General features: G+C 72.5%; 19 protein-coding genes and 1 pseudogene. 11 read left to right on the forward strand and 9 right to left on the reverse strand.

The window, feature by feature from the left end; all coding sequences use genetic code 11:
- Positions 1–3: 3 nt before the first annotated feature.
- From ACFC09_RS16395 to ACFC09_RS16405, 3 genes are read right to left on the reverse strand one after another with little or no spacing between them, the layout of a single operon-like run.
- Positions 4–858, reverse strand: coding sequence for an FAD binding domain-containing protein (locus tag ACFC09_RS16395; protein WP_376528255.1), 855 nt, complete (start codon positions 856–858; stop codon positions 4–6).
- A complete protein-coding gene (locus ACFC09_RS16400; RefSeq protein WP_376528258.1) occupies positions 855–3,233 on the reverse strand; it encodes a xanthine dehydrogenase family protein molybdopterin-binding subunit in 2,379 nt (792 codons plus the stop codon). Before ACFC09_RS16400 ends, ACFC09_RS16395 begins: the two co-directional genes overlap by 4 nt.
- Positions 3,230–3,739, reverse strand: coding sequence for a (2Fe-2S)-binding protein (locus ACFC09_RS16405; protein WP_376528260.1), 510 nt, complete (start codon positions 3,737–3,739; stop codon positions 3,230–3,232). Before ACFC09_RS16405 ends, ACFC09_RS16400 begins: the two co-directional genes overlap by 4 nt.
- Before the next feature lie 274 nt (positions 3,740–4,013).
- On the opposite strand from ACFC09_RS16405, the gene ACFC09_RS16410 reads away from it, so the two are divergent.
- The gene (locus ACFC09_RS16410) at positions 4,014–6,209 is read left to right on the forward strand and encodes a GTP-binding protein (RefSeq protein WP_376528263.1); all 2,196 of its coding nucleotides are present in this window, start codon (positions 4,014–4,016) and stop codon (positions 6,207–6,209) included.
- 141 nt (positions 6,210–6,350) lie between these two features.
- Here the strand turns inward: ACFC09_RS16410 and ACFC09_RS16415 are convergent, their stop codons facing one another.
- From ACFC09_RS16415 to ctaD, 4 genes are all read right to left on the reverse strand, one after another.
- Positions 6,351–7,601: a YncE family protein gene (locus ACFC09_RS16415; RefSeq protein ID WP_376528265.1), complete on the reverse strand. Its 1,251-nt coding sequence runs from the start codon at positions 7,599–7,601 to the stop codon at positions 6,351–6,353.
- A 278-nt stretch (positions 7,602–7,879) separates the two neighbouring features.
- Positions 7,880–9,106 (reverse strand): glycosyltransferase, encoded by a 1,227-nt coding sequence (locus tag ACFC09_RS16420; protein ID WP_376528428.1) that lies wholly within the window; start codon positions 9,104–9,106, stop codon positions 7,880–7,882.
- A 177-nt stretch (positions 9,107–9,283) separates the two neighbouring features.
- Positions 9,284–9,637 carry a hypothetical protein gene (locus ACFC09_RS16425; RefSeq protein ID WP_376528267.1) on the reverse strand — a complete coding sequence of 118 codons (354 nt, stop codon included), beginning with the start codon at positions 9,635–9,637 and terminating at the stop codon, positions 9,284–9,286.
- The gene (gene ctaD / locus ACFC09_RS16430; protein WP_376528270.1) at positions 9,634–11,382 is read right to left on the reverse strand and encodes a cytochrome c oxidase subunit I; all 1,749 of its coding nucleotides are present in this window, start codon (positions 11,380–11,382) and stop codon (positions 9,634–9,636) included. The genes ACFC09_RS16425 and ctaD overlap by 4 nt, the downstream gene beginning before the upstream one ends.
- On the opposite strand from ctaD, the pseudogene ACFC09_RS16435 reads away from it, so the two are divergent.
- Both ACFC09_RS16435 and ACFC09_RS16440 read left to right on the forward strand, forming a co-directional pair.
- Positions 11,381–11,890: pseudogene (locus tag ACFC09_RS16435) on the forward strand (RNA polymerase sigma factor); the annotation flags it as partial. The gene ctaD and the pseudogene ACFC09_RS16435 sit on opposite strands and share 2 nt — an antisense overlap.
- Before the next feature lie 262 nt (positions 11,891–12,152).
- Positions 12,153–13,127 carry a CU044_5270 family protein gene (locus ACFC09_RS16440; RefSeq protein WP_376528272.1) on the forward strand — a complete coding sequence of 325 codons (975 nt, stop codon included), beginning with the start codon at positions 12,153–12,155 and terminating at the stop codon, positions 13,125–13,127.
- A gap of 72 nt (positions 13,128–13,199) precedes the next feature.
- Here ACFC09_RS16440 and ACFC09_RS16445 read toward each other — a convergent pair whose 3' ends face one another.
- Together ACFC09_RS16445 and ACFC09_RS16450 are read right to left on the reverse strand one after the other, a co-directional pair.
- Entirely contained in the window at positions 13,200–13,460 is a 261-nt protein-coding gene (locus tag ACFC09_RS16445; RefSeq protein WP_376528274.1) for a hypothetical protein, read from the reverse strand.
- Positions 13,448–13,813, reverse strand: a complete 366-nt coding sequence (locus ACFC09_RS16450; protein WP_376528276.1) for a nuclear transport factor 2 family protein — start codon at positions 13,811–13,813, stop codon at positions 13,448–13,450. The genes ACFC09_RS16445 and ACFC09_RS16450 overlap by 13 nt, the downstream gene beginning before the upstream one ends.
- A gap of 172 nt (positions 13,814–13,985) precedes the next feature.
- Here ACFC09_RS16450 and ACFC09_RS16455 point away from each other — a divergent pair, with 172 nt between their 5' ends.
- The 8 genes from ACFC09_RS16455 (at position 13,986) to ACFC09_RS16490 (ending at position 19,995) form a co-directional block, all read left to right on the forward strand.
- The gene (locus ACFC09_RS16455; RefSeq protein ID WP_376528279.1) at positions 13,986–14,282 is read left to right on the forward strand and encodes a hypothetical protein; all 297 of its coding nucleotides are present in this window, start codon (positions 13,986–13,988) and stop codon (positions 14,280–14,282) included.
- 130 nt (positions 14,283–14,412) lie between these two features.
- Complete coding sequence (locus ACFC09_RS16460; protein ID WP_376528281.1) at positions 14,413–14,697, forward strand: metal-sensitive transcriptional regulator; 285 nt, start codon at positions 14,413–14,415, stop codon at positions 14,695–14,697.
- Positions 14,698–14,824: 127 nt separating this feature from the next.
- The gene (locus ACFC09_RS16465; protein ID WP_376528284.1) at positions 14,825–15,910 is read left to right on the forward strand and encodes an S-(hydroxymethyl)mycothiol dehydrogenase; all 1,086 of its coding nucleotides are present in this window, start codon (positions 14,825–14,827) and stop codon (positions 15,908–15,910) included.
- Complete coding sequence (locus tag ACFC09_RS16470) at positions 15,910–16,539, forward strand: MBL fold metallo-hydrolase (RefSeq protein WP_376528287.1); 630 nt, start codon at positions 15,910–15,912, stop codon at positions 16,537–16,539. The genes ACFC09_RS16465 and ACFC09_RS16470 overlap by 1 nt, the downstream gene beginning before the upstream one ends.
- A 52-nt stretch (positions 16,540–16,591) precedes the next feature.
- Positions 16,592–16,960 carry a DUF4180 domain-containing protein gene (locus ACFC09_RS16475; RefSeq protein ID WP_376528289.1) on the forward strand — a complete coding sequence of 123 codons (369 nt, stop codon included), beginning with the start codon at positions 16,592–16,594 and terminating at the stop codon, positions 16,958–16,960.
- A gap of 176 nt (positions 16,961–17,136) precedes the next feature.
- Positions 17,137–18,051, forward strand: a complete 915-nt coding sequence (locus ACFC09_RS16480; protein ID WP_376528292.1) for an SDR family oxidoreductase — start codon at positions 17,137–17,139, stop codon at positions 18,049–18,051.
- A 316-nt stretch (positions 18,052–18,367) separates the two neighbouring features.
- A complete protein-coding gene (locus ACFC09_RS16485; protein ID WP_376528295.1) occupies positions 18,368–19,162 on the forward strand; it encodes an SDR family NAD(P)-dependent oxidoreductase in 795 nt (264 codons plus the stop codon).
- A 137-nt stretch (positions 19,163–19,299) separates the two neighbouring features.
- Positions 19,300–19,995: a L,D-transpeptidase family protein gene (locus tag ACFC09_RS16490; RefSeq protein ID WP_376528298.1), complete on the forward strand. Its 696-nt coding sequence runs from the start codon at positions 19,300–19,302 to the stop codon at positions 19,993–19,995.
- Positions 19,996–20,022 lie beyond the last annotated feature (27 nt).

Consider the following 20,022-nt stretch of genomic DNA (forward strand, 5'->3'; position numbering starts at 1 on the left):
CGCTCACCTCGCTCCGGTCGCGGTCAGCACCGCCCGCCGGGTCAGCACCCGCGCGAGGTGCGCCCGGTACTCGGGCGAGGCCGAGACGTCCTGTGCCGGCCGGGTGCCCTCGGCGGCCTGCTCGGCGGCCCGTGCCACGGCCCGCGCGTCCTCGGCGCCGACCAGCGCCCGCTCGGTGGCCACCGCCCGCAGCGGGGTGCTGCCCATGTTGCTGAGCCCGATGCGCGCCTCGGCGATGCGCCCGTCCGTCCGGCGCACCAGCGCCGCCACGCCGACGATCGCCCAGGCCTGGGCCACCCGGTGGAACTTCTCGTAGTGGAAGTCCCAGCCGTCCGTCTTCGGCAGCCGCACCTCCACCAGCAGCTCGTCGGGTGCCAGCGCGGACTGGAAGTAGTCCGTGAAGAAGTCACGGGCCGGGACGGTGCGGCGCCCGCCCGGTCCTGCCGCGACCAGCTCCGCGTCCAGGGCCAGCGCCACCGCGGGCAGGTCACCGGCCGGGTCGGCGTGCGCGAGCGAGCCGCCCAGCGTGCCCAGGTGCCGTACGGCGGGGTCGGCCACGGTCTCGGTCGCCGCGGCGAGCAGTCCCGCGTGCCGGCGGACCAGCGGGTCGCGGATGACCTCGTGGTGCGTGGTCAGCGCACCGATGACGAGGGTGTCGCCGTCCTCCCGGACGCCGCGCAGCCGAGGGATCCGGCCGACGTCCACGAGCAGTTCGGGGAAGGCCAGCCGCATCCGCAGCAGCGGCAACAGGCTCTGCCCGCCGGCCAGCACCTTCGCCTCGTCGCCCGCCTCGGCGAGCGCGTGCAGTGCCTCGTCCACGCTCTCGGGCCGGGTGTACTCGAACGCGGGGGGAATCATCCTGCGGCCTCCTTCCCGGCGGCGGAGCGGACGGCCCGCCAGACCCGTTCCGGTGTGCAGGGCATCCGCACGTCCCGCACGCCGAGCGGCCGGAGCGCGTCCACGACCGCGTTGACCACGGCGGGCGTCGACGCGATGGTCCCCGCCTCGCCGACTCCCTTGACGCCCAGGGCGGTGCCCTCGGCCGGTGTCTGGGTCCGGTCGGTGACGAAGTCGGGGAGGTCGGCCGCGGACGGCACCAGGTAGTCCGCCATGGTGCCGGAGACGAGGTTGCCCTCGTCGTCGTAGACGGCCTCCTCGTACAGCGCCTGCGCGATGCCCTGCGCCAGCCCGCCGTGCACCTGCCCCTCGACGATCATCGGGTTGACGACCCGGCCGACGTCGTCGACGCAGACGTACGACCGGATGCGTACCGCGCCGGTCTCCGTGTCGACCTCGACGGCGCACAGGTGGGTGCCGTGCGGATAGGAGAAGTTCTCCGGGTCGACCAGGTACTCCGCGTTGATGGTGGGTTCCATGCCGTCGGGCAGGTCGTGCGAGGCGAACGTCTCGAAGGCGATCTCCTGGATGGTCCTGCGCGCCTCCGGGGAGCCCTTCACGGAGAACACGCCGTCCGTGAAGTCCAGGTCCTGCTCGCTCGCCTCCAGCAGGTGCGCGGCCACCTTCCGCGCCTTCTCCACCACCTTGACCGCCGCCCGGTGCACGGCCTCGCCGCCCACCACCAGCGACCGTGAACCGTAGGTGTCCATGCCCTGCGGTGAGGACTGGGTGTCGCCGTGCACCACCTCGATGTCCTCGAACGGCACGCCGAGCACGTCGGCCGCGATCTGGCTCCAGCAGGTCTCGTGCCCCTGCCCGTGCGGGCTGGTGCCGGTGACCACCTCGACCTTGCCGGTGGGCAGCATGCGGATACTGGCCGCCTCCCAGCCGCCGGCCCCGTACCTGAGGTCGCGCAGCACCCGGCTCGGGGCCAGCCCGCACATCTCGGTGAAGGTCGACACGCCGATGCCGAGACGTACGGTGTCGCCGCGCGCGTTGCGTTCGCGCTGCTCGGCGCGCAGGTCCTCGTAGCCGAACAGGGCGAGCGCCTTGTCGGTGGCGGCCTCGTAGTCGCCGCTGTCGTAGGTGAGGCCGGCGATGGTGGTGTACGGGAACTCCTCGTGCCGGATCCAGTTGCGGCGCCGCAGCTCCACCGGGTCCAGGCCGAGTTCCGCGGCCAGTTCGTCCATGGTCCGCTCGATGGCGAACGTCGCCTCCGGGCGTCCGGCGCCGCGGTAGGCGTCGGTGGGGGTCCGGGTGGTGAAGACGCCCGTGCAGGTGAAGTCGTAGGCGTCCATCTTGTAGATGGCCGGGTACATGAAGGCGCCGAGGATCGGGATGCCCGGTGTGACGAGCATCAGGTACGCGCCCATGTCGGCGGTCAGGTCCACTTTGAGGCCGAGCAGCCTGCCGTCCCGGGTGGCCGCCACCTCGACGTCCTGGATCATGCCGCGGCCGTGGTGGGTCGCCAGGTAGCCCTCGGAGCGGGACTCGGTCCACTTCACCGGACGGCCCAGCCGGCGCGCGACCGCGAGGGCGACGGCCTCCTCGCCGTACACCTGGAGCTTGGAGCCGAAGCCGCCGCCCACGTCGGGGGCGATCACCCGGAGCTTCTGCTCGGGCACGCCGGTGACCGTCGCCAGCATGATCCGCAGGATGTGCGGGATCTGCGTCGTCGAGTAGACCGTGTACTCGCCGGAGGCGGCGAGCGGGGTGACGACGACCGCGCGGGGCTCCATCGCGTTGGGGATGAGGCGCTGCTGGTGGTAGCGGCGCCGCAGGACGACGTCGGCACGCTCACGGACCGCGGCGAAGCTCTCGCCGGTCGCCAGCGGCCACACGTAGCTGCGGTTGGTGCCCTTGTCCGCGTGGACCAGCGGCGCGTCGTCCGCCAGCGCGGCCTCCAGGTCGAGGACCGGCTCCAGCGGCTCGTAGTCGACCTCGATCGCCTCCAGGGCGTCGGCGGCCGCGTACCGGTCGCGGGCCACCACCACGGCGACCGGGTCACCGGCGTAACGGACCTCGCCGGTGGCGATCGGCGGGTGGTCGGGCACCACGATGTCCTCGGTCACCAGCCAGGCACAGGGCAGCGAGCCGAGCCCGTCGGCGAGGTCGGCGCCGCTGAACGCCGCGACCACTCCGGGGCGGTCGAGCGCGGGCGAGACGTCGATCCGTCCGATGCGCGCGTGGGCCATCGGGCTGCGCAGCACGGCGAGGTGCAGCAGGCCGGTGACCTGGATGTTGTCGGTCCAGTTGGCCTGGCCGGTGATCAGCCGCGCGTCCTCCTTGCGCAGCCGGGAGCGGCCGACCTCGCGGGCCGTGACCTGATCGGTCATGCCGAGACCTCCCGGACCTCCTGGGGCTGCTGGGGCTCCTGTGGGGCCTTTCGGCCGGAGGCGGCGAGCACCGCGCGGACGATGTTCTGGTAGCCGGTGCACCGGCAGAGGTTGCCCTCCAAGGCGCGGCGCACCTCGTCGGCCTCGGGACGCGGGTTCTCGCGCAGCAGGTCGCGCGCCGCCATGATCATGCCCGGGGTGCAGTAGCCGCACTGGAGCGCGTGCTGTTCGTGGAAGGCGCGCTGCAAGGCGGTCAGCTCTCCGTCCCGGGCCAGCCCCTGCACGGTGGTCACCTCGCGGCCGTCCGCCTGGACGGCCAGCACCGAGCAGCTCTTGACGGTCGCTCCGTCCAGGTCGACCGTGCACGCCCCGCAGTTCGAGGTGTCGCACCCGATCGGGGTGCCGGTCAGGCCGAGACGGTCGCGCAGGTAGTGCACCAGGAGGAGACGGGGTGCCACGTCGTCCTCGTAGACCGTGCCGTCCACGTTCACCTTGATGTGGGTCATGTGCCCTCCAGGCCGTTACGGGCGTGAGGAAACGGGAGGAGACTGAAGGAAAGGGGTATCGGCGACCGAACGTGATGTACGTCACTCTAGGGCCGGGGCGTGGTCACGGCGAGCGCTGTGACGCGCTGTCGTCGAGCGTTAATCCGTTGCCGTCGGGTCCAGAGCCTGCTGCACTGTGCGTGACCGACCGGCATACGGAGAGGACCCGAGATGCGAACTGCGTGCATGTCCACCCAGGAAGGAATCCCACCCATGCCGAAGGACATCACGCTCAGTGCATCTGCTCAATCTCGGAATCCTCGCGCACGTAGACGCCGGTAAGACCAGCCTGACGGAGCGGCTGCTGCACTCCGCCGGAGTGATCGACGAGGTCGGCAGCGTCGACGCGGGCAGCACGCGGACCGACACCCTCGCGCTGGAGCGGCAGCGCGGCATCACCATCAGGTCCGCCGTCGTCTCCTTCCCGCTCGACGGCGTCACCGTCAACCTCATCGACACACCCGGCCACCCGGACTTCATCGCCGAGGTGGAACGGGCCCTCGGTGTGCTCGACGGCGCCGTGCTGGTCGTCTCGGCCGTCGAGGGCGTCCAGGCCCAGACCCGTGTGCTGATGCGGACCCTGCGCCGACTGCGGATCCCCACACTGATCTTCGTGAACAAGATCGACCGACGTGGGGCGCAGGCGGGGGAGGTGCTGCGGGCCATGGCCCGCCGGCTCACCCCGTCGCTGGTGCCGATGGGCACCGCCGCCGCGCTCGGCACCCCCGCTGCCCGCTTCGTGCCCGGACTCGGCGCCGGTGCGCTCGACGTGCTCGCCGACCAGGACGACGACCTGATCGCCGCCTACGTCGAGGGCGCCGTCACCCCCCGCCGGCTGCGCGCGGCCCTCGCCGCGCAGACCGGGCAGGCCCGTGTCCACCCGGTCTTCTTCGGCTCGGCCGTCACCGGCGCGGGCGTGGCCGACCTGATCGCCGGCGTCGAGGACCTGCTGCCCGCCGCCGCGGGCGATCCCGACGGCCCGCTGGCGGCCACGGTGTTCAAGATCGACCGGGGCCCGGCGGGGGAGAAGGCCGCCTACGCGCGGATCTTCTCCGGCACCCTGCGCACCCGCGACCGGATCCGGTACGGGGACCCGTGGGAAGGAGACCCGCGCGAAGGGGACCCGAGGGACCTGAGGCAGGGGCGCGGGCGGGACGGAGACCGGCAGGACGCAGGCCGGCAGGAAGGGAAAGTCACCGCGGTGCACGTCTTCGACCGTGGCACCGACACCCGGGCGGAGAGCGTCGGCGCGGGCCGGATCGGCAAGCTGTGGGGTCTCGGCGGCATCAGGATCGGGGACACGATCGAGGCGTGCCCCCGCGCGGGCGGGACGGCCGGACCCCCTCGCGCGGATCCGGCCGACGGGCTCCCCGGCAGGAACCCGGCCCACCGGCTCCCCGGCGCGGAGGGGCCCGGCGGGCGCCCGCGCGACGGTGCGCCCGCGCGGGGGCAAGTACCGCGCCGGGCCGGTCGGCACCACTTCGCGCCGCCGACCCTGGAGAGTGTCGTCGTCCCGGGCCCGCACGTGGAGCGGCGCTCGCTGCACATCGCGCTCACCCAGCTCGCCGAGCAGGACCCGCTGATCGGCGTCCGGCACGACGAGCTGCGGCAGGAGACCTCCGTCTCCCTCTACGGGGAGGTGCAGAAGGAGGTCGTCCAGGCGACCCTCGCCGACGAGTACGGCCTCGACGTCACCTTCCGCAGGACGACGACCCTCTGCGTCGAGCGTCCGCTCGGCAGCGGAGCGGCCGTGGAGTTCAACAAGAAGGACCAGAACCCGTTCCTGGCGACCGTCGGACTCCGCGTCGACCCGGCCCCGGCCGGCTCAGGCACCGGTTTCCGGCTGGAGGTGGAACTCGGCTCGATGCCGTACGCCTTCTTCAAGGCCGTCGAGGACACGGTGCGCGAGACGCTCGGGCAGGGGCTGCACGGCTGGCAGGTCACCGACTGCACGGTGACCGTGACCCACTCCGGGTACTCGCCCCGGCAGAGCCACGCCCACCAGGGCTTCGACAAGAGCATGTCGAGCACCGGGGCCGACTTCCGCGGACTGACCCCGCTCGTCCTGGTCGAGGCGCTGCGGCGGGCGGGCACCCGGGTGTACGAACCGATGCACCGCTTCCGCATCGAGGCGCCGGCGGACACCCTCGGCACCCTGCTGCCGGTGCTCGCGCGCCTGTCGGCGGTGCCGCAGACCACCGCGACGCACGGCACCGGGTGCGTGCTGGAAGGTGCGGTGCCCGCCGCCCGGGTGCACGGTCTCGGGCAGCGGCTGCCCGGCCTGACCCGGGGCGAGGGCGAGTGGGAGAGCGCCTTCGACCACTACGCACCGGTGACCCGCGGGACCGTCCCGGAGCGGGCGCGCACCGACCGCAATCCGCTGAACCGGAGGGAGTACCTGCTGAACGCGACGAACCGGCTCGGCACCTGACCGGCGCCGACGGCGGCCGGACGGACACCGTCCGCACCGGCCCACGGCGGCCGGACACGGTCCGGCGACCGGTCACGACAGTCCGTCGGGTCAGGGCGGCTCCGGTCAGTCCGTCAGGTCAGGGCGGGTCCGGTCAGTCCGTCAGCCTCCCGCCGGGCCGGTCCAGTCGGCCTGGACGTGCCCCAGCCGGACCCGCTGCGGATGGTCGCCGACCGCGACCGTCGCGACCTTCCGCCCGGTCGCGAAGTCGATCGCGGTGACCTGGTCGGCGCCGCTCTCGGAGACCACGCAGTCCTTGCCGTCGCCGCTGACCGTGGCCCAGTACGGTTTGGACGTGCCGACCAGCGGGCCTTCCTGGAGGGTGGCGCGGTCGACGACCGTGGCGTAGTCGTCCATGGTGCCCGCGACGCACAGCTTCGTACCGTCCGGACTCATCGACATGCCGTGATGGCGCGAGTCGTTGACCCACGTGGTGCGGTCCGTGCTGGTCGCCGGGTTCTCCGGCAGCGTCTTCACCCGGGTGATCCGGTCCGCGGCGATGTCGTACTCCAGGAAGCCGTTGAAGAACGAGACCTGGAAGTACAGTCTGGACTCGTCCGGGGAGAAGACCGCGGGGCGCACCGCGTCCGAGAAGTCGGTCAGGCCGATCGCGTCGAGCCGCTCCCGCATGTCGATGACCTTGACCTGCCGGAAGGTCGTCGCGTCGACGACCGTGAGGTGCCGGTCGCCCTTCGTCCAGTCCCAGAACGGGTCGTCGAGGTCGGTGTTGACGTCCCCGATGGACATGTTCCAGATGTACTTGCCGTCCTTGGTGAAGATGTTCTCGTGCGGCTTGTCGCCGGTGCCGAAGGAACCGAGTTGCCTGCCGGTGGCGATGTCCAGCACGTGCACCCTGTTGGCGGTCGAGGCGGACACCGCGACCCGGGTGCCGTCGGGGGAGACGGCCATGTGGTCCGCGCGGTAACCGCTCACCGGGAAACGCCAGTTGACCACGCCGGTGGCCAGGTCGATCGAGACCACGTCGGCGAAGCTCGGCCGCGACACCACGACCGACTTCCCGTCCGGGGTGGAGTACATGTCGTCCACGAACTGGTCGTGTCCCTCGCCGACGCTGTCGCGGATGGCCATGAAGTAGATCCACTTGATCGGATCGGCGTTGATCTCCGCCATCCGCTGGTCCTTGTCGGGGATGACGTCGATCCGGCCGACCTTCGCGTAGTCGCCGCCGGAGCCGATGACGTCGGCGGTGCCGTCCCAGTTGTTGCCCACGAACAGCACCTCGCGCAGGGCCGCGGCGTCGGACACGGCGGTGGCGGCGGTGGCGGGAGCGGTGACGGTCAGGACGAGCGCGGCGGCCACGGAGCAAAGGTGCCTGGTGGTGAAGGCAGGCATGGCTGCTCTCCTCTGGACGGGGGCGTGGGGGTACGGGCCCTGACAGGGCGGAGCATCTGAACACAGGCGCGTTCTCGACCAACTTACTGAAAAGTAAGGTGGGGTCGGCTTCGCCACAAGAGCGCGTACACGACAAAAATGGCCGGTACGGAGGGTACGGCGGGCGGAGGAGGGCCCGTGGCGGGCGGGCTCGGGGCACCGACCGGCCGCGTCTCGCGCGCCGCACCCGCTGGGTCGGGCTGAGCTGCGCCGAGGCACGGGCAGCCGCCGCGCGCGGGCTATTCGGCCAGTCGGTCAAGGGCCGCCAGGACCGGTGCCACGCCGTCCTCCGCGCGGATCCGGGCGCCCAACTGCCGCGCGCGGTCGGCGAACGCGGGCTCGCGGGTCGCGCGGACGAGGGCGGCCGACAGGGTGTCCGTGGTCAGACCGCGCAGCGGTACCGCGGCCGGCGCCACGCCCAGGTCGACCAGACGGGCGGACCAGAAACTCTCGTCGAACTGGATCGGGACCGGAACGGCCGGCACCCCGGCACGCAGCCCGGCGGCGGTCGTGCCCGCGCCCGCGTGGTGGACCACGGCGGCCATCCGCGGGAACAGCGCGGAGTGCGCCGCCTCGCCGATGGTCAGCATGTCGTCGCCGTCCGCCGCGAGCCCGCCCCAGCCCTGCTGCACCACCCCGCGCAGCCCGGCCCGCCGCAGCGCCGTCACGACCTGCTCGCTCAGCCGCCCGGCGTCGGGCACGGTGGCGCTGCCCAGGCCGACGAAGACCGGAGCGGGCCCCGCGTCCAGGAAGTCCCGCACGTCGCGGGGGAGTCCGGCCGCGGCGTCGTACGGCCACCAGTAGCCGCACACGTCCAGACCCGCCCGCCAGTCCCGGGGCCGCGGGACGACCAGCGGGCTGAAACCGTGCTGTATGGTCCAGCCGCGCGCACGTGCCCGCCGGGCGGTGCCGAGCCGTTTCGGCGGCGCACCCAGCCGCGCCCGCACCTCCGGCACAGCCGCCGCGAAGATCTGCTCCACGGCCAGGCTCACCCCGTGCCCGGCGAACCGGTTGCCCGCTCCTCCCCAGGACCCGCCGCCCAGCACCGGGGGCGCGAACTCCCGGGTGGGTGTGAGCGGTTGGAGGTAGACGCCCATGCTGGGCAGGGACAGCCCGTCCGCGATGGCGTGCCCGAGCGGCGCCACCGCGCCGGACAGCAGCAGCACATCGCTCCCGCGGGCGGCGGCCACCAGGTCGTCCGTCATCCGGCCGACGAGCCGCCGCGCCATCTCGGCCACCCGCACCAGCTTGCCCACACCGCTGGCGCTGCGGTGCAGTCCCCGCCCGCGCACGGACTCCAACTCGGCCCGCGGATCGACCGGAAGCGGCCGGAAGGCGACCCCGGAGCCCGCCACCAGGTACTCGAAGCGGGCATGGGTGACCAGAGTGACCTCGTGCCCGGCGCGGCACAGGCCCTGGCCGAGCCCGGTGTACGGGGCGACGTCGCCCCGGGATCCCGCCGTCATGATCGCAACCTGCACGACCGCCAGTATGACGGCGCCGCGGCCCGCGGGGCCCGACACGGCGGCCACTTCCGGCCGGTACGGATCCGGTTCCGCCCGTCCACGCGGCCGGAGCGTCATGGGACCGCCGGGGACGCCCGCCGGACCGTCACCGGGCCGCCGACAGTCGCCGCCGGACCGTCATCGGGCCGCCGACAGCGCCAGCAGCCCCGCGGCCGCCAACACGGCGCAGCCCAGCAGGAAGCAGGCCACCAGTTGGTGCCGCAGCGCCCGGTACTGGGTCTCGTAGGTGCGGCGCAGTTCCTCGGCGCGCTCCGCCGTGCGCCGCCAGGAGGCGCGCGCCAGGCCCAGGTACTCGGCCTCGAACTGCCGCTCCACATCCTCGCGTTGCCGGTCGGTCAGCCAGCCGAGCCGGCCGGTGAGCCGGGCCGCGGCCGTCCGGCCCTCCTCGCGGGCGGCGGCCAGCAGCAGATGGCCCTCGACCTCCTGGACCAGCGCCCGCGCCTCCCGCGCCCCGTCGTCCCTCCTGGTCACGGCGCGGTCAGCTCCCGCTCCTCGGCGCGGGACACCTCCGCGTGGTGCAGGTCGAATGCCGGGGATTCGCTGCGGATCCGCGGCAGGGTGAGGAAGTTGTGCCGCGGCGGCGGGCAGGAGGTGGCCCACTCCAGCGAGCGGCCGTAGCCCCACGGGTCGTCGACCTCGACCTTCTTGCCGTACTTGGCGGTCTTCCAGACGTTGTAGAGGAACGGCAGGATCGACAGGCCGAGCAGGAACGAGGAGATCGTCGAGACCGTGTTCAGGGTGGCGAAGCCCTCCACCGCCAGATAGTCCGGGATCCGTCGCTGCATGCCCTCCGCGCCCAGCCAGTGCTGGACCAGGAAGGTGCCGTGGAAGCCGGTGAACAGCGTCCAGAAGGTGATCTTGCCGAGGCGTTCGTCCAGCATCCTGCCGGTGAACTTGGGCCACCAGAAGTGGAAGCCGGCGAACATCGCGAAGACCACGGTGCCGAAGACGACGTAGTGGAAGTGGGCCACCACGAAGTACGAGTCGGAGACGTGGAAGTCGATCGGGGGAGAGGCGAGCATGACGCCGGTCAGGCCGCCGAAGGCGAACGTCACCAGAAAACCCATGACCCAGAGCATGGGTGTCTCGAAGGACAGTGAGCCCTTCCACATGGTGCCGATCCAGTTGAAGAACTTCACACCTGTCGGTACGGCGATGAGGAAGGTCATGAAGGAGAAGAACGGCAGGAGCACACCGCCGGTGACGTACATGTGGTGGGCCCACACCGTCACGGACAGGCCGGCGATGGAGATGGTCGCGCCGATCAGGCCCATGTAGCCGAACATCGGTTTCCGGGAGAAGACCGGGATGACCTCGGAGATGATGCCGAAGAACGGCAAGGCGATGATGTACACCTCCGGATGGCCGAAGAACCAGAAGAGGTGTTGCCACAGCAGGGCCCCGCCGTTGGCGGCGTCGAAGACGTGGGCGCCGAACTTGCGGTCCGCCTCCAGGGCGAGCAGCGCGGCGGCCAGCACCGGGAAGGCGAGCAGGACCAGGACACCGGTCAGCAGCACGTTCCACACGAAGATCGGCATCCGGAACATGGTCATGCCCGGGGCGCGCATGCAGATGATCGTGGTGATGAAGTTGACCGAGCCGAGGATGGTGCCGAAGCCGGACAGCGCCAGACCCATGATCCACATGTCGGCGCCGACACCCGGCGAACGGATCGCGTCCGAGAGCGGCGAGTAGGCGAACCAGCCGAAGTCCGCCGCGCCCTGCGGCGTGAGGAAACCGCCCGCCGCGATGAGCGAGCCGAGCAGGTACAGCCAGTAGGCGAACATGTTCAGCCGGGGGAAGGCCACGTCCGGCGCGCCGATCTGCAACGGCATGATCCAGTTCGCGAAACCGGCGAACAGCGGCGTCGCGAACATCAGCAGCATGATCGTGCCGTGCATCGTGAACGCCTGGTTGAACTGCTCGTTCGACATGATCTGCAGACCCGGCCGGGCCAGCTCGGCACGCATGAGCAGCGCCATCACGCCGCCGATCAGGAAGAACGCGAACGACGTCGCGAGATACAGCGTGCCGATCGTCTTGTGGTCGGTGGTCGTCAGCCACCTGACGATCCTGCGGTCGAGGATCCTGAGGTCGATGCTTGTCACGCCCTGCCTGTGTCCGCGCGGACCCCGCACGTCACACTCGAAGGACGCGACGAGAATCACGACGAAGGGGTGTGACGATCCGGCCGCCGCCGGACACCAAGCGGGCATGAGCAACGACGAGATCTTCGCCGCTGCCTATCGCGAGCACTACTGGGCGGTCACCCGCTATGTCGCGCGGCGACTGGCAGATCGGGGCGACGCGGTGGAGGAAGTGGTGGCGGAGGTGTTCACGGTGGCCTGGCGCCGCCGGGCCGAACTGCCGTCCGTGCCGCTGCCCTGGCTGTACGGGGTGGCACGCAACTGCCTTGCGAACACGGTGCGCGGCTGGGGACGCCGACGGCGGCTGGTCGACCGGCTCGGCAACGAGGACACCGCCCACCGGCGGCACATCGTCGAGAGCCCCGACACGGAGACTCCGGGCGCCTGGGTGCACGAGGCACTGGCCCGGCTCTCCCCGGCCGACCAGGAAGTGCTGCGCCTGACGGCATGGGAGGAACTCGGTGTCGACGAGATCGCCGTCGCCCTCGGCTGTGGCACCCGGGCCGCCGCGATGCGCCTGCACCGGGCGCGGCGCCGGCTGAGAGCCGAGATCGACCGCATCCGCCCGGCCGTGTCCACTGCCCCGGCAGCGGCCGTGTCCGACGGCCGGGCAGCGGCCGTGTCCGTCGACCCGGGACCGGCCGTGTCCGACGGCCGGGCAGCGGCCGTGTCCGTCGACCCGGGACCGGCCGTGTCCGACGGCCGGGCACCGGCCGCCTCCGCCGGTTCGCCACCGGCCGCACCTGCCGGTCCGGCACCGGCACCGGCTGCGGGCGCCGGACGTCCGGCGCCGCGCCCCGTACCCGCCGTAGACGCGGCCCTTTCGAAGGACGACGGCCATGGCTGACGAACTCGACCTGCTGCGCCGCGCCAACCCGGTACCGGCGGACGACCCGCCCACCGCGGACGGCCCGCTCGACCAGCACGCCGAGCGCACCCTGAACCGGCTGCTGCACGACCCGCACCCCGGCCACCGCCACCGGTACACCCGGCCGGCCTGGGGCCTCGCGGCCTGCGCCGTCGTCCTCGCGACGGCCCTGACCGTGCTGCTCGGCGGCACGGGCACCACGCCCGCCGTCGCCGCGCCCCGCCCGCTCGCCGTACGCCCCCACTCCACCGCCGTACCCCTGGACCGACTCGCCGCCCTCGCCGCGGCGGCCGTGGTGGACGGCTCACCGGAACTGCGCAAGGGCACGCACGTGCAGTCCTGGAGCCTCGGCATGAGCGACGACAGGCCGCCGGTCACCCTGCCCGAGGAACGCATCGTGCGCTGGCACGCCGACGACAGCCGCACGGAGATCGTCGTGGCGACCGATCCCCGGCACCCGGGCCGTCCCGTCCTCACGGACGAGGACGGACCACCGCACCAGGTCGCCGACGGCCAGGTGCTCAGCCACCGCACCTACCCGCCGAGCTGGAGCGACGCCCCGCCGGAGGCACCGCCCCCGGACGACCCCGGACATCTGCGTGCCTACCTCGCCGAGACGGTCCGCACCGACTCCCCGACCACACCCGAACTCCTGGACTCCGTCGACGAGTTGCTCGACCACTGGACGCTCGGCGCGCGCGAGTCGGCGGCGCTCGTGCGGCTCCTAGCCGACATCCCCGGCCTGCGGGCGGTCGGGCAGGTCACCGACCGGCTCGGGCGGCCCGGCCAGGCATACGTCTACGACACGGCGGGCACCCGCCGGATGCTGGTCCTGGACCCCGCCACCGGAGCCGTGCTCGGGACCGAGACCACGTTCAGCGAGGACCAGCCGGAGTACGGCGTCGTGGCCGGCGACGTCATGGACTACAGCGCCTGGATGCGGTGAGCCGGGGGCGATGTCCCGCCGGTGTCCGCCGGTGTCCGCAGGTGTCCGCCGATGCCCTCCGGCCGGGCGGTGTCAGCGCGGGCGGGCGCGACGGGTGCGGGGCGTCGGTGCCGCCGGAGCGCACCGGCGGCGGCACGCCGCCCGCAGCACCGTCCGAAGCAGCCCGGCGCTCACCGGCCGGGCCGCGGCGACCGCCGGCCGGTGCCCGCCGGGCTGCCGGTGACGGGCCCGGCCGAGCGCCGCTCGGGCCGAGAAGGTCCAGGTCAGATGGGCGGTCCAGGTCAGCTGGGAGGTGACCTGGACCCGCGCGATCCGTTTCGCTACTCGTCCCATGCCTGGATCATGACCTGTTCGGCGATCTTGCCGTCGCGCAGCGTGAGCATGGACTCGGTGAGGACCCGTACGCCGTCCCCGTACTCGCAGGACTCGCTGTAGGCGGCGTGGTCGCCCTGCACGACACACCGGTCCAGCTTGTGCGTCATGTCGCGGCTGTAGACGTCGTCGAGCAGTTGCGCGATCTGGGGCCGGCCACGCAGGACCCTGGGGTGGCTGGGCTGGGTGTCGCGGTCGACGATGCGGATCTCCGCGTCGTCCGCGTACAGCGACAGCAGGGAGTTCCCGGTGTTCCCCTCGATGCCCCGGCGCAGGGCCTCGGCGGTGAAGGCGGAGCCCGTCGCGGTACCCATGGTGACCTCCTTCGAGGGGCCGCGGGCCCGGATGGAGCGGGGCGTTCGCGTCCCCTCTTCGAGGCTCCCCCGCCCCGGCGGCCTCGGCAAGCGCAGCGGGGCCGCTCCGCCTCACGGGTGAGCGGGGGCGGGTGCCCGTGTCCGCAGGGGCACCGGTGCCGTTGCTGAGGACATGATCTCAACACGACGCATCGTCGCCGCCGTCGGCATCGCCGCGGGCGTCACCGGCCTCGCCGCACCGCTGGCGAACGCGGCTCCCGCGAGCGCCCGGGAAACCGGGAAGATCAGCCCGATGGCCACGGTCGACGCGCTCGCCATGAGCGACATCCCCGCGGAGCAGCGGGCCGGGGTCCCACGGGTCTCCGAGCAGTTGCAGGGGCTGAACCGGCTGCACGACCTCGGGGAACTGCACCAGGTCACCGACCTGGTCGCCCCCGTGACCGGGTTGCTGCCCGCCGTCGAGTACTGAACCGCCGCATCCCGCCCGCCGACACCGAGGGCCGTCCGGAAACGGGCGGCCCTCACGGCTGTCCGGGACCATGGGAACGGACGGCCGGGTAAAATACCCCAGAGGGTATAAAGGGAGTGGAGGGGCGGTCGTGGAGCTTCGGTTCGAAGGTGACGAACTGACGTCGGTGCTCAACCGGTTGCGCCGGGCGCAGGGACAGATATCGGGCGTGGTCAGGATGATCGAGGAGGGCCGCGACTGCGAGGACGTGGTCACTCAGCTCGCCGCGGCCTCGCGCGCGCTGGACCGGGCCGGCTTCGCGATCATCGCGACCGGACTCCAGCAGGTCCTGGCCGAAGGACAGGACGGGACGGACAGCGGGACGGCCGAGCAGATGAGGGCCCGTCTGGAGAAGCTGTTCCTGTCCCTCGCCTAGCTAGCCTCCGCCGACCCGTCGGCGCGTCCGGCCGGAAAGATCCACCGCCGCCGTCGTGCTCCGTCCAGCTACCGATCGGTCACGCGTAGGGTCGGCACACAGGCACATCGACGGAAGGGGCCAGGCCATGGCGCAGGAAGTACGCGGCGTGATCGCACCGGGGAAGGACCAGCCGGTGCGGGTCGAGACGATCGTGGTGCCGGATCCCGGTCCGGGTGAGGCGGTCGTCCGTGTCCAGGCGTGCGGGGTGTGCCACACGGATCTGCATTACAAGCAGGGCGGCATCACCGACGAGTTCCCCTTCCTGCTCGGCCACGAGGCGGCGGGTGTGGTGGAGTCGGTCGGCGACGGCGTCACGGATGTCGCTCCGGGTGACTTCGTGGTTCTCAACTGGCGGGCCGTGTGCGGCAGTTGCCGGGCCTGTCTGCGCGGTCGTCCGTGGTACTGCTTCGACACCCACAACGCGCGGCAGAAGATGACGCTCACCGACGGCACCGAACTGACCGCGGCCCTGGGCATCGGGGCCTTCGCCGAGAAGACGCTGGTCGCGGCCGGGCAGTGCACCAAGGTCGATCCGGCCGTCTCGCCCGCCGTCGCCGGGCTGCTGGGCTGCGGTGTGATGGCCGGCATCGGCGCCGCCCTCAACACCGGCGACGTCGGCCGCGGCGACTCCGTGGCCGTCATCGGCTGCGGCGGTGTCGGCGACGCGGCGGTCGCCGGGTCCCGGCTGGCGGGCGCGGCGAAGATCATCGCCATCGACATCGACGACCGCAAGCTGGAGAAGGCCCGTGCCATGGGCGCCACGCACACCGTCAACTCCCGCGAGACCGACCCGGTCGAGGCCGTCAGGGAACTGACCGGAGGCTTCGGCGCCGACGTCGTCATCGACGCGGTGGGCCGCCCGGAGACCTACCGGCAGGCGTTCTACGCCCGCGACCTGGCCGGCACGGTCGTCCTCGTCGGCGTGCCCACGCCCGAGATGAAGCTCGAACTGCCGCTGCTGGACGTCTTCGGCCGTGGCGGCGCGCTCAAGTCCTCCTGGTACGGCGACTGCCTGCCCTCCCGGGACTTCCCCATGCTGATCGACCTGCACCTGCAAGGCCGCCTGGACCTGGGCGCGTTCGTCTCCGAGACCGTCGGGCTCGACGAGGTGGAGCAGGCGTTCGAGCGGATGCACGGCGGCGACGTGCTGCGCTCGGTGGTGGTGCTGTGATGGCCGCGCGCATCGAACGCCTCGTCACCTCGGGCGTGTTCACCCTCGACGGCGGCACCTGGGAGGTCGACAACAACGTGTGGATCGTCGGCGACGACGAGGAGGCCGTCGTCATCGACGCCGCCCACGACGCCCGCGCCATCGCCGAGGCGGTCGGCGACCGGCGGCTGACCGCCATCGTCTGCACCCACGCCCACAACGACCACATCGACGCCGCCCCCGCCCTCGCCGACCTCACCGGCGCCACGATCTGGCTGTACCCCGCCGACCTGCCGCTGTGGCGGCAGACCCACCCCGACCGGGATCCGGACAGGCACCTCACCGACGGCCAGGTACTCCAGACCGCCGGCGCCGATCTGACCGTCCTGCACACCCCCGGCCACTCGCCGGGCGCGGTCTGCCTCCACGACCCCGGGCCGGCCACGGTCTTCACCGGCGACACCCTCTTCCAGGGCGGCCCCGGTGCCACCGGGCGCTCCTACTCCGACTTCCCGACGATCATCGCCTCGATCCGCGACCGACTCCTCGCCCTCCCGCCCGAGACCAAGGTCCTCACCGGCCACGGTGACGCCACCACCATCGGCGCCGAGGCCCCGCACCTGGAGGAATGGATCGCCCGCGGCCACTGAACCGGAAAAGCCGCGGGAGAACGGACGGCGCCGCCCGTACGATCACCTGGCCATGGCCCCGGACACGCTGGTGAACCTGCGCGACGTACGCGTCCTGAACTGCGCCTTGGACGGTCCGCTCCTCGACGGCGAGAGCGTGGCGCTCGACCTCGTCGGGGAGGCGCTCGGCCGGGAGGCGCAGTGGGTCGCTGTCCCCGTGGAGCGCATACCGGACGAGTTCTTCCGGCTGCGGTCCGGCATCGCGGGCGCCGTCGTGCAGAAGTCCGCCACGTACCGGCTGGGCCCGGCCGTGATCGGCGACATCTCCCGGCACCTCGCCGGCAGCACCGCCCTGCGGGACATCGTGTACGAGTCGAACCAGGGCAGTCGGCTGTGGTTCCTGGCCGACTCCCGGGAGTCCGGCGACAGACTGCGCGAGTGAGGACGGCGGACCGCGCGGCCAAGGGCCAGGGATCACGCGGGATTACGCGACCAAGGACACGGACCGCGCCAGAAAAGCCCAAGGACACGGACCGCGCCAGAAAAGGTGACAGGAGGTGTCCGGCTTTCGCGGCAGCCTGGTCGGCGACGCAGTCGTACGGACACGGGAGGCCGGACATGTCAGGACCGTTGGCGGGCAAGGTCGCGCTGGTGGCGGGCGCGACCAGGGGAGCGGGTCGCGGAATCGCGGTGGAACTCGGCGCGGCCGGCGCCACCGTCTACGCCACCGGCCGCAGCACGCGTGCCCGCCGCTCGGAGTACGACCGCCCCGAGACCGTCGAGGACACTGCCGACCTGGTCACCGCGACCGGCGGCCAGGGCATCGCCGTCCCCGTCGACCATCTCGACCCGGCCGCCGTCCGCGCCCTCGTGGACCGCATCGCCGACGAGCAGGGCCGGCTCGACGTGCTGGTGAACGACATCTGGGGCGGCGAGCACCTGTTCGCCTGGGACAGCCCGGTCTGGGAACACGACCTCGACAAGGGACTGCGCCTGCTCCGGCTCGCCGTGGAGACCCACGCCATCACCAGCCACTTCGCCCTGCCACTGCTGCTGCGCCACCCCGGCGGTCTCGCCGTGGAGGTCACCGACGGCACGGCCGACTACAACCGCGGCACCTACCGGGTCTCCTTCTTCTACGACCTCGCCAAGGCGTCCGTCCTGCGCATGGGCTTCGCCCTCGGCCACGAACTGGGCCCGCGCGGCGCCACCGCGGTCGCGCTGACCCCCGGCTGGCTGCGCTCGGAGATCATGCTCGACCACTTCGGCGTCCGCGAGGACGACTGGCGTACCGCGCTGGACCGGGCGCCCCACTTCGCCATCTCCGAGACCCCGCGCTACGTCGGCCGGGCCGTGGCCGCCCTGGCCGCCGATCCCGACGTGGCCCGCTGGAACGGGCAGTCCCTGTCCAGCGGCGGGCTCGCCCAGGTGTACGGCTTCACGGACCTGGACGGCAGCCGCCCCGACGCCTGGCGGTACCTGGTCGAGGTGCAGGACACCGGCCGACCGGCGGACGTGACCGGCTACCGGTGACCCACGACCGCGGGAGCGGCCGGCTCTCCGACCGGCCGGGCGGCAGGTGCGGATCCTCCCGGTCGGCCCGCTGCCGGGCCGGCCGGGCCCGCCAGGTCTCGGGACCGCGCCGGCCCTCCACCGATGTCCACCACCGTCACCGCTCGGTCGCGGACCCGAGCCCCCACCGCCGGGCTGCCGAGCAGGAGCAGCGCCGCACCGGCGACCAGGGCGGGGAGGCGCCGCGGGGAACGCGCGGACATGCCCGCACGCCGTCCGGCACGTCCCCCGCGCAGCGGCCTTTTGCGGCCGTCGCCGCGCCCGTACCGTCCTTGTCATGACCGAACCCAAGCGCTTCGCGGGACACGGAGTCCTCATCACGGGCGCGGCCCGCGGCATCGGCGCGGCCGTCGCCCACCGGCTCGCCGACGAGGGCGCGCGGGTCCTGGTGACCGACCACGACCTGCCCGCGGCGGAGCGGGCCGCGGACGGGCTGCGCCGACGGGGCCTGGCGGCCGAGGCGTTCGCCTGCGACGTGTCCGACCGGGCCGCCGTCGAGGCCGCCGTCGCGCGGGCCGTCGCCGTCCTCGGCTCGCTCGACGTCCTCGTGAGCTGTGCCGCCCACTGCACCCCCGACGTCCCCCTCTTCGAGGACGACCCGGACGACGCCTGGGCCCGCGACCTGGACGTCACCCTCACCGGCGGCTACCGCTGCTGCCGCGCCGCGCTCCCGCACCTCGCCGCCTCCGGCCGGGGCGCGATCGTCCTCATCGGCTCCGTCAACGGCGTCCAGGACTTCGGCAACCACGCCTACAGCGCGGCCAAGGCCGGACTCGACTCCCTGACCCGCACCCTCGCCGGGCACGCGGCGCCGCGCGGGGTCCGGGTCAACCTGGTGGCGCCCGGCACGGTGCGCACCTCGGCCTGGGCGGGGCGGGAGGCCGAACTCGACGCCGTGCGCGGGCTCTACCCGCTCGGCCGGGTCGGCGAACCCGAGGACATCGCCGCCGCTGTCGCCTTCCTCGCCTCCCGCGACGCCGCCTGGATCACGGGCACCGCACTCCGTGTCGACGGTGGACTCACCGCGGTCAACACCGGTTTCCACACGGCCCTGCGCGGCGCCGCGGACTGAGCGGTACGGGCGCCCGCGGAGCGGATCTTCACCGTTCGGTCACGACTTGGGAGGCGCCGCAACCGAAGCCACGGCTCGCTCGTCTAGGTCTCCGGGTCCGTGACAGTCACGGACGCCCGAGCAAGGAGGGGCCCTACATGGGGGACATAGGCAGGCGAAGCGCCGTCGCGCTGGGCATCACGGGGCTGGTGGCACCGCTCACACTCGCGCTCGGCGCCGCACCGGCCCAGGCGGCGAGTTGCACGACGAAGGCCGGGCCCTACCAGAAGCAGGTGGAGAAGTTCCTCGGCCGCCCGGTCGACGGGAAGCAGTCCACCGCCGACTGCAAGGCCGTGCGGGCCTTCCAGAACAAGCACGGCATCACGCCCGACATCGGCTACGCGGGTCCCGTGACCTGGGGCGTGATGGACCTCATGAACAAGCAGAAGGCCGTCGGGAAGAACCCGAACAAGGCCGGCAAGTGCCCGGTGAACAAGGGCCGTGTCGCCTGTGTGAACCTCACGCTCCAGCTGAGCTGGATCCAGGACGGCAGGAAACTGGTGTACGGGCCGGTCCCGGTGCGCACCGGCCGCAACGGGTACGAGACCCGCACCGGCCTGAAGAAGATCTACTGGCGGGACATCGACCACGTCTCGTCGCTCTACGACGTGCCGATGCCCTACAGCCAGTTCTTCGACGGTGGCCAGGCGTTCCACTCGGTCGGTCTCAGCATGTGGAACCCGCCGGGCTCGCACGGCTGCGTCAACATGACCACGAAGGACGCCAAGAAGTACTGGTCGCTGCTGAAGAAGGGCGACGACGTCTTCGTGTACGGCCGCAAGCCGGGCACCTGAGCACGCCCAGGCACCCGGCCGGCCGGA

Origin of the sequence: Streptomyces sp. NPDC056161 (assembly GCF_042268025.1) — a bacterium.
GTDB lineage: Bacteria > Actinomycetota > Actinomycetes > Streptomycetales > Streptomycetaceae > Streptomyces.

Excerpts from the sequence above, each read along its gene's own strand:
- ACFC09_RS16395 (WP_376528255.1), bottom strand. The coding sequence starts at position 858 with ATGATTCCCCCCGCGTTCGAGTACACCCGGCCCGAGAGCGTGGACGAG.
- ACFC09_RS16400 (WP_376528258.1), bottom strand. The coding sequence starts at position 3,233 with ATGACCGATCAGGTCACGGCCCGCGAGGTCGGCCGCTCCCGGCTGCGC.
- ACFC09_RS16405 (WP_376528260.1), bottom strand. The coding sequence starts at position 3,739 with ATGACCCACATCAAGGTGAACGTGGACGGCACGGTCTACGAGGACGAC.
- ACFC09_RS16415 (WP_376528265.1), bottom strand. The coding sequence starts at position 7,601 with ATGCCTGCCTTCACCACCAGGCACCTTTGCTCCGTGGCCGCCGCGCTC.
- ACFC09_RS16420 (WP_376528428.1), bottom strand. The coding sequence starts at position 9,106 with ATGACGGCGGGATCCCGGGGCGACGTCGCCCCGTACACCGGGCTCGGC.
- ctaD (WP_376528270.1), bottom strand. The coding sequence starts at position 11,382 with ATGCCCGCTTGGTGTCCGGCGGCGGCCGGATCGTCACACCCCTTCGTC.
- ACFC09_RS16440 (WP_376528272.1), top strand. The coding sequence starts at position 12,153 with ATGGCTGACGAACTCGACCTGCTGCGCCGCGCCAACCCGGTACCGGCG.
- ACFC09_RS16445 (WP_376528274.1), bottom strand. The coding sequence starts at position 13,460 with ATGGGACGAGTAGCGAAACGGATCGCGCGGGTCCAGGTCACCTCCCAG.
- ACFC09_RS16450 (WP_376528276.1), bottom strand. The coding sequence starts at position 13,813 with ATGGGTACCGCGACGGGCTCCGCCTTCACCGCCGAGGCCCTGCGCCGG.
- ACFC09_RS16455 (WP_376528279.1), top strand. The coding sequence starts at position 13,986 with ATGATCTCAACACGACGCATCGTCGCCGCCGTCGGCATCGCCGCGGGC.
- ACFC09_RS16465 (WP_376528284.1), top strand. The coding sequence starts at position 14,825 with ATGGCGCAGGAAGTACGCGGCGTGATCGCACCGGGGAAGGACCAGCCG.
- ACFC09_RS16470 (WP_376528287.1), top strand. The coding sequence starts at position 15,910 with ATGGCCGCGCGCATCGAACGCCTCGTCACCTCGGGCGTGTTCACCCTC.
- ACFC09_RS16475 (WP_376528289.1), top strand. The coding sequence starts at position 16,592 with ATGGCCCCGGACACGCTGGTGAACCTGCGCGACGTACGCGTCCTGAAC.
- ACFC09_RS16480 (WP_376528292.1), top strand. The coding sequence starts at position 17,137 with ATGTCAGGACCGTTGGCGGGCAAGGTCGCGCTGGTGGCGGGCGCGACC.
- ACFC09_RS16485 (WP_376528295.1), top strand. The coding sequence starts at position 18,368 with ATGACCGAACCCAAGCGCTTCGCGGGACACGGAGTCCTCATCACGGGC.
- ACFC09_RS16490 (WP_376528298.1), top strand. The coding sequence starts at position 19,300 with ATGGGGGACATAGGCAGGCGAAGCGCCGTCGCGCTGGGCATCACGGGG.